Genomic DNA, 12,391 nt, shown 5'->3' on the forward strand with positions numbered 1-12,391 from the left:
GGCGTCGTCCTTGACCCCAGCGGCCTCCTGCGCCGCGGTGTCCTTCACGGCCCGGCCGGCGTCCTTGGCATCACCGGCCACGTCCTGGGCCGCACTCTTGGCCTGATCTGACTTGGCCTGATCTGACTTGGCCTGATCTGACGTCGCCTGATCTGACCTGCCCTGCTCGGATGAGCCCTGGTCTGATGTGCTCTGGCCAGTGCTGGGCCGGCTCGCGCTGGCCGGACCGGACCGGAACTGGTCGGTCGCATCCGTGGTCTGTCGCGATGCGTGGGGTATGCCGGAGCGGGGGGTGACGTCGCCCGCGCTCTCCGGGAATTGGCGGTTCTGTGAAGTGTTGGTGGAGTCAGTCATGACTGCCTTTCGTTGTGATCTTCGACGAGGCGATGAGCGGGGTGGGGCTCAGACTGGGCGTATCTGGTGCCTCAGTGTGCAGCTTTGGCGCCGCGGATGTGATCATGGGTGCGATCGTTGTCGTCGCCCTCGATCTCCTTGGCCAACAGACCCGAGCCGATCGCCCAGATGGCTGCGCCGATCAGTCCCAGCCACACGCCGAGCTCGATGGAGAGGTTGTCACCGCGTTCCAGCGCTCCCATGGGTTCCATGGCGAAGGCCAGGCACTGCGCAGCAGCTGCGATGCCGACGGCCATCGAGACCAAGGTCAGACCGCGGTGTTGGCCGCGTCGAGCACGTCCGCGGGCAAGGAACAGGGCGACCAGCAGACCCACCCCCAGGTAGGCGATGAACGGAATCAGGGAGTCCGTCTCATAACCGCTGTAGGACTCGGAGTCTTCGGTGGTCACCCAGTCCAGGAACGGCGCGATGTTGAAGAGGAGCACGCCCACCACGGTGACGATCAGGCCGGTCGCGGCGGCGCGCCGCTGCTTGGGGGCCGGAGCATGATCGGTGCGATCGGTTTTGGGCCGGTTCGCAGCCGGAGTGTTGGGGCGGGATTCAGGGGTGTACGAGTTCTGAGTCATTGGGAATTCCTTCGTGTAGGGGGGGGGATTGAACCAGGGAAATCGTGGTGGTCACGGCTCGCCGGACAAGCCGAGGTTCCAGTCGGGCATTTCTCCTCTGCTGGCCAGAGCGGCTAGCTCTTCCAGGACCGCCGGCCGGTGTTGTGCGCACCATGGGAAGACGGTGGTGGGTTCGAGAACACCGATGAGTTCTACCTCGTCGCGGACCAGCAGGGGTCGGACTCCGTGAACCTGGAGCGTCGAGACATCGACGTCGAAGGAGTCTTCTGGGTGCAGAGATGGAACGGGGGTCTCGATCAAGTCCACACATCTCGTCGATGACGAGACCTCCGGGCTCAGCGGGCGAAGGGAGTCGCGGAGGTTCTGTTCGGTGCCGCTGACCAGCGGAATCACCGTGCGGCTTCGCGATGGAGCGCCCGGATCCAGCCCTACGTCTGCCTCGGTGAATGTCATGAGACACCTGCCATGTCCGAGGACGTGGGGAGGATCGACGGGGGATGGTCCGCGTGCTTCTCGAACGGGGACGGCTCATGTCCGACGAAAGGGGCGTCCCGGCGCGGAGACGGCGAAGCTTGCTCGTCGCCTCGGGAAGGAAGCTGGATGCGGTCCTGGGTCAGACAACCATCAAGATCGATGGGGAGAGGACCGGGAAGAAGTTCGACGGCTATACCGGTACGTAGCGTGTGCTCCATCATTACCTAAACAGATCGGTAGGAGGAGTCCGCTACTTGAACTCTGCTCTGAGACTACGGGCTATTCCCTCAGAAGCAAACCGTTCGCAGCGACTGAAACTCGAAAGACCTCGCACAGACAGCTCGCGTGGAAACTCATCTCAGCGGCAGAGAGGCGAGAGCGAACTGTGTGCTGCATGCGGCGATGGATCGGTCAGCTACGCTGTGGCCATAGCTCAAGAAGATGGGTTCTTGTTTCTTCAGACAAGGGTGTCCCATGGAGCACATTTCCCGAGTAGTCATCAGCGCCTCCGGTCTGTCTGGACCGATCATCGTGGAGGTCGTGGGATGCCTGACCTTGGAAAGCTTCTCGGCAGCGTCTGCAGTCCTTGACCAGTTGCTGGCCGTCCGTTCGTTTCCGGATCTGATCGTCGACCTGCGGGGCACGGCGCATATCGAGCCCGTGGGGCTGGCGGCGTTGGAGATGTACTTCGCTGGCCACCGTGTTCCCCAAGGTCTTCCAGAGATATCTCTGGCGACACCGCGTTTTCCGCGGCCGTGCGTGGCCGATGAGTCTGCTGCCATGAGAACTCGGGACCCGCACTGGGACTCCGGCTCGCGCTCGGAACCGCGGTCTGAGAACACCTACGAACGGCGCCCGTTCCTTCGCTGGCGTTCATCGAAGAGTGCTGTTCTGCGCAGTCAAGAGGACCTTCACCCCGTTTGAGTAAGCAAGAAGCATTCCGTAGCTGCTGACATGAGACCCGCAGCCCAGGGGCTGCCAGGTGGTCCATGGCGCATACTGCCCGTCATTGGGAACATGTTCAGGTATCCGGACCAGCCAGAAGAAACCTCATGGTTCTGCAGAACAAGCTCTGCGTACTACGCAACGCCCGAGAAGCCAGACGCCGTCTACGCCCGCAAACTCCAGGAAGTCATAGGTGGTCAGTACGGAGAGATCACCGTGGCCATGCAGTACAGCCTTCCAGGCATGAAACGCCCGCATTCCCGGAAAGTACCGGGACCTGCTACGGCTGACGGTTCGTGGGCCTCGGGACCCAGCCCGGACGGACTCGGTGAGTTCAGCTATGTGGAGACCCCGCCACCGAGGTGCCGAACATCGTGGAGAAGACGGCCGGTGCGGGGGCAGGGCAAGCTGAGGAAGGAGTAGCCACGACCTGCTCACGCGAGGCGGGATCGCGCCATGGGTGGGGCCCCGCCTTGTGCGGACCGCACAGGTTGAAGGCGTATGGTTGCCCTCACGGAGGAGGGCCGTCGAGTGGTTGCAGGACAGGGCGCAGAGCAGCCGGATCGATTTCACAGTGGCGCAACAATGACCGCAGGTCAGGTGCGTCCGGTGAGTTCCGTGCCATTCCCGCATCCACCCGTGAGCAGGACTCCACGCTCACGTGTGAAGCTCTCTTCGAGCCGGGGACTGGATCAAATCTTGTCGGTGTTGCGTTCTGCGCGCGTCACCGGTGCCGCCACAGGGAGATGATGATGCCAACCGAACTGCCACTGGACGAATTGTCGCTGGTGTTCGCCCGCGTCAATGGCATGTTGCTCAGTGAAGAAACCGTCGAACGCGCGGTTGAACTCCTCGCCCAGGCGGCGAAAAGCACTGTTCCGGGCGCGATCGGCGCCGGTGTGACGTTGATCAGCGATGCAGGGAGCAAGGAGAGCGCCGGCAGCACTGACCGGGTGGTCCGCGAGGCCGATGATCTCCAATACGTGACAGGGGAGGGCCCCTGCCTGAGTGCTTGGGCATCGCGCATGGTTGTCAACGTCCAAGACGTCCAGTCCGATCCCCGCTGGCCTGACTGGTCCGCGGCCGTCGTCGGGCTGCCAATTCGGTCCGTGCTCAGCGCGCCGCTGCAGCATCAGGAGATCGCCGTCGGCGCCATGAAGGTCTACTCCGCCGCGGACTCCGCCTTCACCTCGGAGACCGAACGGCTGTTGACGATGTTCGCCGTTCCGGCCGCTGCGCTCTTGTCTCATGTGCAGACCAAGGACCTTCCGGTGAAGCTCAGCGGATCCTTGCGGAACGCCATGGGCCGGCGCGACATGATCAATATCGGCAAAGGCATCCTCATGGCCCAATCCGGGTTCGACGAGGAAGCCGCGACCCTGCGCCTGATTCAGGTCGCCCGCGCCGAACGCATCACTGTGCTGGAGGTCGCCGAACACATCATCGCAGACGGCCAGCGCCAGGGCGGTAATCAGTTGTGAAGGATCCCAATCCACCGAAGCCTTCACGGCCTGAGGGCGACCTGCCCTCCGGTGGTTCGGGGGAGTCGCAGCGCCGAATCCTTGGCCGGGCGGTGCGCCATTCGGCGCTTCCACTGAAAGGGCTGTGGCTGCACTACTTCAGCATGGGCGGCACGGCCGGTGAGTACGAGCTCGATGCCTACATCAACGCCTCGTACTCGTTGCCTGATCTTCAGCAGGACATCTTGGCCCAGGCCGTGAACGAGATGATCGACATGCTCCCGCCGCCGCCCCGGGCGTCATACAGCGATGACACGGACGACGGCGGCCCGCCGACGAAAGAACTTCAGGGGTAAAACATCATGCAGAGCGTAGAAGAAATCCGGACGCAGGCGAACACAGAACAGGGACAACCTTCCGCGCACGACCAAGGAAGCTCTGCCGGGGCGCATCAGCTGGCCTCACAGCTCGGCGATCTGGCCCGATCCCTCAACCAGGAGAGTCCGGAGGCCGTTCTCGAGCTCGTGGTGGCCGCCGCCATCGAACTCATCCCCGGCGTCGAAGAGGCCTCTCTGAGCATCGTCACCGGGCGCAAGGAGGTCGAGACGGTGGCTCCCTCCAGCGAGCTGCTCAGACGATTGGACGATCTGCAGGTGGAATTGACCGAAGGTCCTTGCCTCGAGGCGATCTACTCGGAACGAACCATCCGCGTGCGGGAGATGGCGACCGAGGCGCGGTGGCCCAGCTTTGCTGAGAAGGCGACCGAAGCCGGAGTGGGCAGCATGTTGGCCTTCCAGCTCTTCGTGGTGGGAGACAACCTGGGTGCGCTGAACCTCTACTCCAGTCAGGTCGACGCGTTCGACGATGACTCTGAGCATGTCGGGCTGATCGTCGCCTCACATGCCGCGGTTGCCCTCGCCGACGCCCAGCAGGTCAGCCAGCTCCACGAGGCGGTGCAGAGCCGGGACGTGATCGGACAGGCCAAGGGAATCCTGATGGAGCGCTACAAGATCACTGGACATCAGGCCTTTCTGCTGCTGGCCAAGGCCAGTCAGCACACCAACAAGAAGCTGCAGGTCCTTGCCGAAGACCTGGTCAACAGCGGAGAACTTACCGGCGGCAAGACCTGAGCGGAAGCGCAAGATGGGGAGCGTCGACTCGCCTGCTTGACGCCGGCTGCGCTCCGGGATGTCGAGAGATCGACATCCCGGAGTCGCTGGACGCGGTATTCGCCAGGGGGTTCCGTCGTTCTCCTTTGAACGGCAGGGGTCACCCCTGAAGCGAATCAGTTCTTGATGTAGCCGTTGGGATTGAGCACGAACTTCTTCGCCGCGCCTGCGTCGAACTCTGCGTATGCAGCCGGCGCCTCATCAAGTGGTATCGCAGTGGCGCTGACGGCCTTGGCGATCTGCACCTTCTCTTGAAGGATCGCCTGCATGAGGTGACGGTTGTACTTCATCACCGGGCACTGACCGGTGGCGAAGGACAGGGACTTGGCCCAGCCCAATCCCAGACGGATCGAGAGGGATCCTACTTGGGCTGCCTCGTCGACTCCGCCTGGATCTCCGGTGACGTAAAGGCCGGGAATTCCGAGCGCGCCGCCCGCTTCGGTGAGGTCCATCAGCGAGTTCAAGACGGTTGCAGGTGCCTCCTGTGCTGAACCAGCGCCGTGTCCACGGGCCTCGAAGCCGACTGCGTCAACGCCGCACTCGACCTCCGGCACCCCGAGGATCTGCTCGATCTGGTCGCGGGGATCGCCCTTGGAGACATCGACGGTTTCGCACCCGAAGGAACGGGCTTGAGCCAATCGCTCCTCATTGAGGTCACCGACTATCACCGCACCTGCGCCCAGCAGCTGTGCACCGACGGCAGCGGCCAGTCCGACGGGGCCAGCACCGGCGATGTACACGGTAGATCCGGGTCCGACACCGGCAGAGTAGGCGCCGTGGAAGCCGGTCGGAAAGATGTCCGAGAGCATGGTCAGATCAAGGATCTTCTCCAATGCCTGGTCCCGGTCTGGGAATTTCAGCAGGTTCCAATCGGCATAGGGCGTCAGCACGTACTCCGCCTGCCCTCCGACCCACCCTCCCATGTCCACGTATCCGTAGGCGCTGCCAGGGCGGTCTGGATTCACATTGAGACAGATTCCGGTCTTGCGTTCCTTGCAGTTGCGGCACCGCCCACAGGAGATGTTGAACGGCACTGAGACGATGTCACCGACCTTGATGAATTCAACATCAGGGCCTACCTCCACCACTTCACCGGTGATCTCATGTCCGAGAACGAGCCCCGCGGGGGCGGTGGTCCGGCCTCGCACCATGTGCTGGTCGGAGCCACAGATATTCGTGGCCACTGTCCGGAGGATGGCGCCGTGCGGAACTTTACGTCCGACGTTGGCGGGATTGACGCCTGGCCCGTCCTTGAGCTCGAACTCGGGATAAGGAGTATCTACGACCTCCACCACACCCGGACTCTTATACGCGATTGCACTGTTTGCAGACATTGCTATCCTCTCGTTGGACCATGGCGGGTGGGTTCCGCCACATGCATCAAGTCTCTATTTGGGCGTGAGTCTTCTCAATGACCCTTGAGGTTGGTTACACCTCTACCTTCGGGTAGGTCACATCAGTAGTATTCGGAATATGGAACGCGTCACATTTTCCGACGATCTGCTCCACCGGCTCTTCGAAGTTCTCGGCTCGCCGCTCGGCTCGATCGCTCGCGGGCTCTCTGAGCTGCTGGGCCCGCTGGTGTCGCACTCAGCATTGGTCATGTTCACCGCCGACATCAGTGGCGGCCGTTCTCAGTATTCTGGCGATCCGGCTGTTCACCGCGGTGTGCGTGGACTGGACCTTGATCAGATCCGGAGAACGATCGGCAGTGTCGAGGGCGTCCACCAGACCACGCTGCGGGTCGGGGATGATGAGCGCTCGACACTGCAGGTTCTGGCCCGCAACGGTGCGCTCTTGGTCATCACTGATCCAGGCCCGGTGTCTGATGTCGAGCGACTGCTGGACATCTGGAACATCGTCTCGCTGCACGTGCAGGAGCGCGCAGACGAAGCCGCGCCGGACTATCTCCGCCATGCACGGTCGACTGCGGGGGTCCGTCTCCAGGCGCTGAGCGAGATCAGAGACGAGTACTCGGCGATTCTGGACAGCATCCTTGTTCCGCTCAGATCAGGACAGCTTTCTGATGCCTCAGCGCGAGACGCTGCCATTGCCCGATCCGCCGCAGGACTGACTCGACTTCACACCATGACCGGGCAGGCACGCACCGTAGCAGAGGAGCCGGTGGCCAGGTCCTTCGCGCGTCTGAAAGAAGAACTTTGGTCCGCCGCGCGCTACTGGCACGTTGAACTCGAGTTCATAGAACCGCCTGAGGGTGACCACCTGGTCTCCGATGACATCGCTCGTGGAGCCAGGGCCGTGGTCCACCGAGTCATTCTCAGCCGGATGGAGAGTTCTGAGATCAGCCGTGTGCGCGTGCAGTGGGACTGCGACGGCACCGATCTCATCGTCAATGTTCGCGATGATGGCGATGGTGGGACCGCCGATGCAGATACCTTGCTGCAGATTGCTCAGCAGCGCGTCCATGCACTCAGGGGGCAGATTTCGGTGAATTCGACATCAGGTTGGGGTGCAGAGCTCAAGGTGGTCCTTCCGCTGGATCCTCCCCCGGTTCTGCCGTCCACGGCAGCGATCGCCGGTCTCCGGCCACGGGAGATGCAAGTAGCGAACCTTCTGGCGTCAGGAAGCAGGAATCGTGCCATCGCTGATGAGCTGGGGATCAGCGAGAACACGGTGAAGTTTCACATCTCCCGGATCCTGCACACGCTGAAGGCCGACTCCCGCGCGGAGGCCATCGCCGCGCTCCTGGCTGAGCAACGGGCCTGAGGAACCCATAGATCGAGGAGTTCGCTCGTTCGAGATTTCGCCTTGGACTATTCCGCCAGCGCCTCATCGAGGATCTGCGCCTGGGGCAGCGAGAAGTGGTCCTCTCCCTCCGGATACTCGGCCCGCACCTGCTCGAACCCCTGTTGGCGATACCAGGCTGAGCCTTTCTGGGCGGCCGTCACTGCGTCGAACGGTGCGTAGGCGACAGTGCCGTCATCCAAGGTGCCCGTCACCCAGAGCAGTTCAAGGGACTCCCGCTGCGCCGATGTGGGTTCTGCGACGGCGGCCTGTGGAGCTCCTCCGCCGCCGATCATCACGGCGCCCCCGGTCACAGCTTCAGGGGTCCGGGGGAGCACGCCATAGGTGATCATCTCGGCACCCCCCGAGTACCCCATCCACCAGACGCGCCCGGCGTCGACGGCGTAGGGTTCCAGCACGCGTTCGTTGAGCAGATCACGCAGCCAGGGAAGGTTCGTCGAGATGTCGTTCCACCAGGTCACTTCGCCTTGCGCATCCGGGGTGAGCGGTGCCAGCAACATCATGTTGTGCGATGCGGCGACGGCGGCGAGACAGTTCAGCAGCCCGTCGGGGTCCTGATGTTCGGCCCCGCCGTCGCCATGGAGCCTGACCACCACGCCTACCGGCTCGTCGAAATTCACGCCCCTGGTGTAAAGGTGGTAGCTGCTGGTCGAATAGCCCGAGGTGAACTCGCGAGCGAGCTGCACAGAGTCCACTGCATCCCCAGACTCGCCGCCGCTGACGGGATCGGGGTTCGCCCGCGGGTCGGGTGGCGCGATCCCGTGTGCTTCACATCTGGCAGGGGACTCCTCAGCGGCCTCCGTGTCCTCCTCTTCACCCAAGAGCATGGTCAGCATGAAGAACCCGACGAGCACGGCGAGCACGGCTACCCCCATTCCGGACAACAATGCCCAACGCTTCGTCATAGCTGCATTCCTCGTGGTTGCACCGGGCGTCGGCTCCGAGGGTTCTTCGGAGACGCCGGACGGTGGATCTGATGGGGTTCGTGCATCGGCATGAGTGGCTTCTGCGAAGAGTGTATGAGATACGGGGCCGCAGTTGAGCGCAAATGCGTGAGGAACCCGGTGTCCACTGATGGAAGCGCTGCTCAGGGCAGGCGGGGGAGTCGCGGTTCGAACAGCCAGGCGTGCAGCAGTGACCGTATCGGCTGGCCTGAGACTCGCTCGGCGTGGTCGAGAAAACCAGCGGTGGACACCGTGCGGTATCGGTTCTCTGCCGTCCATGAGCGCAGCACCCGGAAGAACACGTCGTCCCCCGTGAGGGAACGCAGGGCGTGCAGCGTGAGCGCACCGCGCATGTAGACACGGTCGTCGAACATGCCCGGGCCGCCGGGATCGGTGAGCACGATGTTCTGCGGCAGGGTCGCCAGTCGATCGTGCGCTTCGCGTGCGTGGGTGTCGATGCCGCGCTGGCCGGAGTCCTCCGACCACAGCCACTCCGCGTAGGTCGCGAAGCCTTCGTTGAGCCAGATGTCAGCCCATCGATGCGGGGTCACCGAATTGCCGAACCATTGGTGAGCGAGCTCGTGGGCGACCAGGCGCTCCCTGCTCCAACCAGGCCTGAGATGATTCGAGCCGAGTATCGACAGCGGCTGGGATTCCAGCGGCATCTCCAGCGCCTCGTCGGTCACGACGACCGTGTAGGAGCCGAAGGGGTATTCCCCGAAACGCCGATCGAAGACCGTCATCATCGCGTGCTGCTTGCCCAGAGAGTCCTGCGCCTGCTTCCACAGATGATCCCCGCAGGCCAGCCACAGGGGAACTCGTGCGGGCGCGTGTCCGGCGGGTGAGATCCGGTCGCGTCGATACGCGCCGATCTGCACCGTCGCGAGGTAGGTGGCCAGCGGGTGTGCGGATTCCCAGGTCCATGCCGTCCGGCTGCCATGACGGGTCACCTCCAGCAGCTCGCCGTTGCTGATCGCCGTGTAGTCCGAATCGACCAGAACTGTGCAGCGGTAGGTGGCCTTGTGGCTGGGGTGGTCGTTGCACGGAAACCAGGTGGCCGCTCCATTCGGCTGGCCTGCCACCAGCACGCCGTCGGAGAGCTCCTCCCAGCCGACGTCGCCCCAGGTGCCGCGCTGTGGTCGGGGTTTTCCGGCATAGCGCACGTCGATGATGATCGGCTCATCCGCGGCGAAGTGTGAGTGCAGCACCAGCTTGGTGCGAGTCTGCTTGAACCGGGTCTTGGTGTCGTTGAGCAGCACCTGGCTGACCTTCAGCCCGCACAGATCAAGTTCGATGGTGGACGCCTCGGCGAGCACCCGGCCGTGGAGCACTGCTCGGCCGGTGAGTCGGTTCGGCCGGATCTCGTAGTCCAGATCGAGGTCGTAGTGGTCGATCTGGAGATCCGTCGATCCAGAGGTCGGAGTATAGGAATCGAGCTGGCTCATGGGAGAAACACACGTCCTTCTGCAAGATCGTCCGATTTCGGTTCGCGACCCTCGTGCGCAGTGAAACGGTGTGAGAATGAGCTGATTCGATCAGGTTCAGTGTTCACCGCGAGTCAGGGTTTCGGGAGGTGGTTCGGTGGAGTGGACGTATCGTTTCGGCAGCGAGGTGGACTCGGTCGTCCGCGCCCTGGTTGCCGAAACCTATGGTGTCGAGCCGGCACGGGTGGAACTGCCGCGCAAGCGTGGAGCACCGGAGGCCAGGATCGAGGGGCAGCGGATAGAGGTCTCCAGGTCCCGCTCGCAGGGATATGTCGCGGCGGCCTGTGCCGGTCCAAGTGAGAAGTTCTCCTTGGGGATCGACATCGAGGCGGTGAGGCCATTTCTGGCTTCGGCGACAGAGCCACGCCGTTTTGCGGAGGTGGTGCTGGCGCCGGAGGAGATCCGGTGGTTCCTCGCGACCGGACGTGTCGCTGAGGCGCAGCGACTGTCCTGGCTGTTGCGAACCTGGGTGCGCAAGGAGGCGGTGCTGAAGTCGTTGCATACGGGCTTCGACACCAGCCGCGGCGGCATGCCGCCCACTGCCGTGGTGCTGAACGAGCCCTGGGAAGCCCCCGCGTGTCTCAGCCACGCCCTGGTGACGTTGACCGACCTGCCCACCCGGGACGACGTCGGGGACTCTGGGCCCGTGATGCTGGCTCTGGCCCAGAACACAGGTCCGGTCAGGCGCCCGCGCCGGTGAATCCTCGGGCGGAAGACGGCCCGATCCGACGATGCTACCTGCGTCGGCCCTCGGAGGACCGCCCGGGCTCGGCGGCGTCACCGGGCGTTCCGGCGCTGTCGCACTTGCGCCGCCATCGTTCCTTCACGTCCTCGGGCAGATCTTCCCATGGCTCAGCCTCCGACATCATCAGACCGGCAAGCATCTTCCTTCGTTCGTCGTACAAGGATTTGCCCGCCTCGTCCCGGTTACTGCGCACGTACCCCTCCAGCACCGTGGAAAACAAAAGACAAGAAGGCGTGCGCATATGGCAACGCCTGATTCTCGGAGACAGTCTAGTGGACCGAGAACTGCAGGCGTCTCCGCATCGCTACCCCGGTGTCCTTCCCCGCAGCCGAGTCTCGACCCGGCCCCGCACGATCCGGGCGGCCGTCGAGACCCCCCGCTCCAGCGGGCCCGGCCCCTTGAAGTGCAGCCAGACTACGGCGAACGCGATGGCCGCCATCGTCTGGACGATGAGCGAGACCCAGGGCGCGTCCGCAAGGAATCCGGTGGCCAGCAGGAGCAGATGCGCGCAGTACAGCGTCAGCGTCATGCCTCCGATCGCCGCCAACGGGTGCAACATCCGCCTCGCCGATCGAGCGATCAGCAGCATGGCTCCGAGCACCGCCACCGCGATGCCGAGTGAATGGAACACCTCGAACGGCGTCGATGTATAGGGGGCCAGAACAGTCAGCCACCACCATGTCGTCGTCGGAAGGTCCGGGGGCGGACCCCAGGTGAGGAACTCAGTCATCTCCCGTGCTGACCACGGGGTCGCCGCGAGCAGCCGTTCCCGGCCTCCCAGCGGTCCCTGGAGCAGCGATGAGGTCAACCAGGCGCCGACGGCGACCAGTGTGCCGGTGAGGAACAGTCGAAGCCCGGTGCGCCGGTTCCTCAGGTCCAGGCGACCGATAGCCAGACCTGCGCATACGTACGCCATCCACGGGATCACCGGGAAGCTGCCGGTGAACAGCACGACGCTGACGAACGTGATCGGCTCGGTGAGAAGGGTGGTGAAGGTGGGATCGTAGCCGTCGAGGTTCGGCAGGGCGTTCTGCGTCAGATGGACCATGACCGGACCCAGCACCGCGATGCCGACTGCGACGCCCACCAGTGCCCTGACGGAGAGCCGGAGCAGCGGGATGGCCAGGAGGAACATGACGCCGTAGTAGACCAGGATGATGGATGCCGGCGGATCGACGTAGGCGATCAACAGTCCAAGGACGGCGATCAGCGCCGCCCGGACGCCCAGCGCCGCCCGGGAGGCGGTCAGCGCGGGGCCGTGCGGCGGACGAGTGCCGCCCGTCATGAATGCCAGAGCCAAGCCTGCCAGCAGGGCGAAGAGCGTGGCCGACACACCTGAGAATGCAGTCCAGATGAAGGTCGGCTCATCGTTGTCCGTCCAGGATGGAAGGATATGGATGGCCATCATGCTGATCAGCGCAAGG

Annotated in this window: 14 protein-coding genes and 1 pseudogene; 7 read left to right on the forward strand and 8 right to left on the reverse strand. The window is 63.7% G+C overall.

Features of this window, described 5'->3' with window-relative positions; translation table 11 throughout:
- The 3 genes from LSI54_RS00005 to LSI54_RS00015 form a co-directional block, all read right to left on the reverse strand.
- Positions 1–354 (reverse strand): hypothetical protein (locus LSI54_RS00005; RefSeq protein ID WP_241477466.1); only part of this gene is annotated, 354 nt, incomplete at its 3' end.
- A 71-nt stretch (positions 355–425) separates the two neighbouring features.
- Complete coding sequence (locus tag LSI54_RS00010) at positions 426–980, reverse strand: hypothetical protein (RefSeq protein ID WP_241463567.1); 555 nt, start codon at positions 978–980, stop codon at positions 426–428.
- A 51-nt stretch (positions 981–1,031) separates the two neighbouring features.
- On the reverse strand, positions 1,032–1,433 hold the full coding sequence (locus tag LSI54_RS00015) for a hypothetical protein (protein WP_241477467.1): 402 nt from the start codon (positions 1,431–1,433) through the stop codon (positions 1,032–1,034).
- A 495-nt stretch (positions 1,434–1,928) separates the two neighbouring features.
- On the opposite strand from LSI54_RS00015, the gene LSI54_RS00020 reads away from it, so the two are divergent.
- The 5 genes and pseudogenes from LSI54_RS00020 (at position 1,929) to LSI54_RS00040 (ending at position 4,989) form a co-directional block, all read left to right on the forward strand.
- The gene (locus tag LSI54_RS00020) at positions 1,929–2,378 is read left to right on the forward strand and encodes a hypothetical protein (RefSeq protein WP_241477468.1); all 450 of its coding nucleotides are present in this window, start codon (positions 1,929–1,931) and stop codon (positions 2,376–2,378) included.
- Between the two features lie 93 nt (positions 2,379–2,471).
- A pseudogene (locus LSI54_RS00025) lies at positions 2,472–2,682 on the forward strand (manganese catalase family protein); the annotation flags it as partial.
- Between the two features lie 463 nt (positions 2,683–3,145).
- Entirely contained in the window at positions 3,146–3,880 is a 735-nt protein-coding gene (locus LSI54_RS00030; protein ID WP_241463570.1) for a GAF and ANTAR domain-containing protein, read from the forward strand.
- Positions 3,877–4,215: a hypothetical protein gene (locus LSI54_RS00035; RefSeq protein WP_241463571.1), complete on the forward strand. Its 339-nt coding sequence runs from the start codon at positions 3,877–3,879 to the stop codon at positions 4,213–4,215. Before LSI54_RS00030 ends, LSI54_RS00035 begins: the two co-directional genes overlap by 4 nt.
- A 6-nt stretch (positions 4,216–4,221) precedes the next feature.
- Positions 4,222–4,989, forward strand: a complete 768-nt coding sequence (locus LSI54_RS00040; RefSeq protein ID WP_241477469.1) for a GAF and ANTAR domain-containing protein — start codon at positions 4,222–4,224, stop codon at positions 4,987–4,989.
- Positions 4,990–5,144: 155 nt separating this feature from the next.
- On the opposite strand, the gene fdhA is transcribed toward LSI54_RS00040, so the two are convergent.
- A complete protein-coding gene (gene fdhA / locus LSI54_RS00045) occupies positions 5,145–6,362 on the reverse strand; it encodes a formaldehyde dehydrogenase, glutathione-independent (RefSeq protein WP_241477470.1) in 1,218 nt (405 codons plus the stop codon).
- Between the two features lie 268 nt (positions 6,363–6,630).
- On the opposite strand from fdhA, the gene LSI54_RS00050 reads away from it, so the two are divergent.
- Positions 6,631–7,755 carry a helix-turn-helix transcriptional regulator gene (locus tag LSI54_RS00050; protein WP_241477471.1) on the forward strand — a complete coding sequence of 375 codons (1,125 nt, stop codon included), beginning with the start codon at positions 6,631–6,633 and terminating at the stop codon, positions 7,753–7,755.
- A 47-nt stretch (positions 7,756–7,802) separates the two neighbouring features.
- On the opposite strand, the gene LSI54_RS00055 is transcribed toward LSI54_RS00050, so the two are convergent.
- Both LSI54_RS00055 and LSI54_RS00060 read right to left on the reverse strand, forming a co-directional pair.
- Positions 7,803–8,699, reverse strand: a complete 897-nt coding sequence (locus LSI54_RS00055) for a hypothetical protein (RefSeq protein ID WP_241477472.1) — start codon at positions 8,697–8,699, stop codon at positions 7,803–7,805.
- Positions 8,700–8,881: 182 nt separating this feature from the next.
- Positions 8,882–10,183, reverse strand: a complete 1,302-nt coding sequence (locus tag LSI54_RS00060) for a M1 family metallopeptidase (protein ID WP_241470329.1) — start codon at positions 10,181–10,183, stop codon at positions 8,882–8,884.
- Positions 10,184–10,319: 136 nt separating this feature from the next.
- Here LSI54_RS00060 and LSI54_RS13080 point away from each other — a divergent pair, with 136 nt between their 5' ends.
- Entirely contained in the window at positions 10,320–10,922 is a 603-nt protein-coding gene (locus tag LSI54_RS13080) for a 4'-phosphopantetheinyl transferase family protein (protein WP_241477473.1), read from the forward strand.
- 34 nt (positions 10,923–10,956) lie between these two features.
- Here the strand turns inward: LSI54_RS13080 and LSI54_RS00070 are convergent, their stop codons facing one another.
- On the reverse strand, positions 10,957–11,208 hold the full coding sequence (locus LSI54_RS00070) for a hypothetical protein (RefSeq protein ID WP_241463578.1): 252 nt from the start codon (positions 11,206–11,208) through the stop codon (positions 10,957–10,959).
- Positions 11,209–11,271: 63 nt separating this feature from the next.
- On the reverse strand, positions 11,272–12,375 hold the full coding sequence (locus LSI54_RS00075; RefSeq protein ID WP_241463579.1) for a heparan-alpha-glucosaminide N-acetyltransferase domain-containing protein: 1,104 nt from the start codon (positions 12,373–12,375) through the stop codon (positions 11,272–11,274).
- Positions 12,376–12,391: the final 16 nt, after the last annotated feature.

Source organism: Nesterenkonia sp. AY15 (genome assembly GCF_022565855.1).
Taxonomy (GTDB): Bacteria; Actinomycetota; Actinomycetes; order Actinomycetales; family Micrococcaceae; genus Nesterenkonia.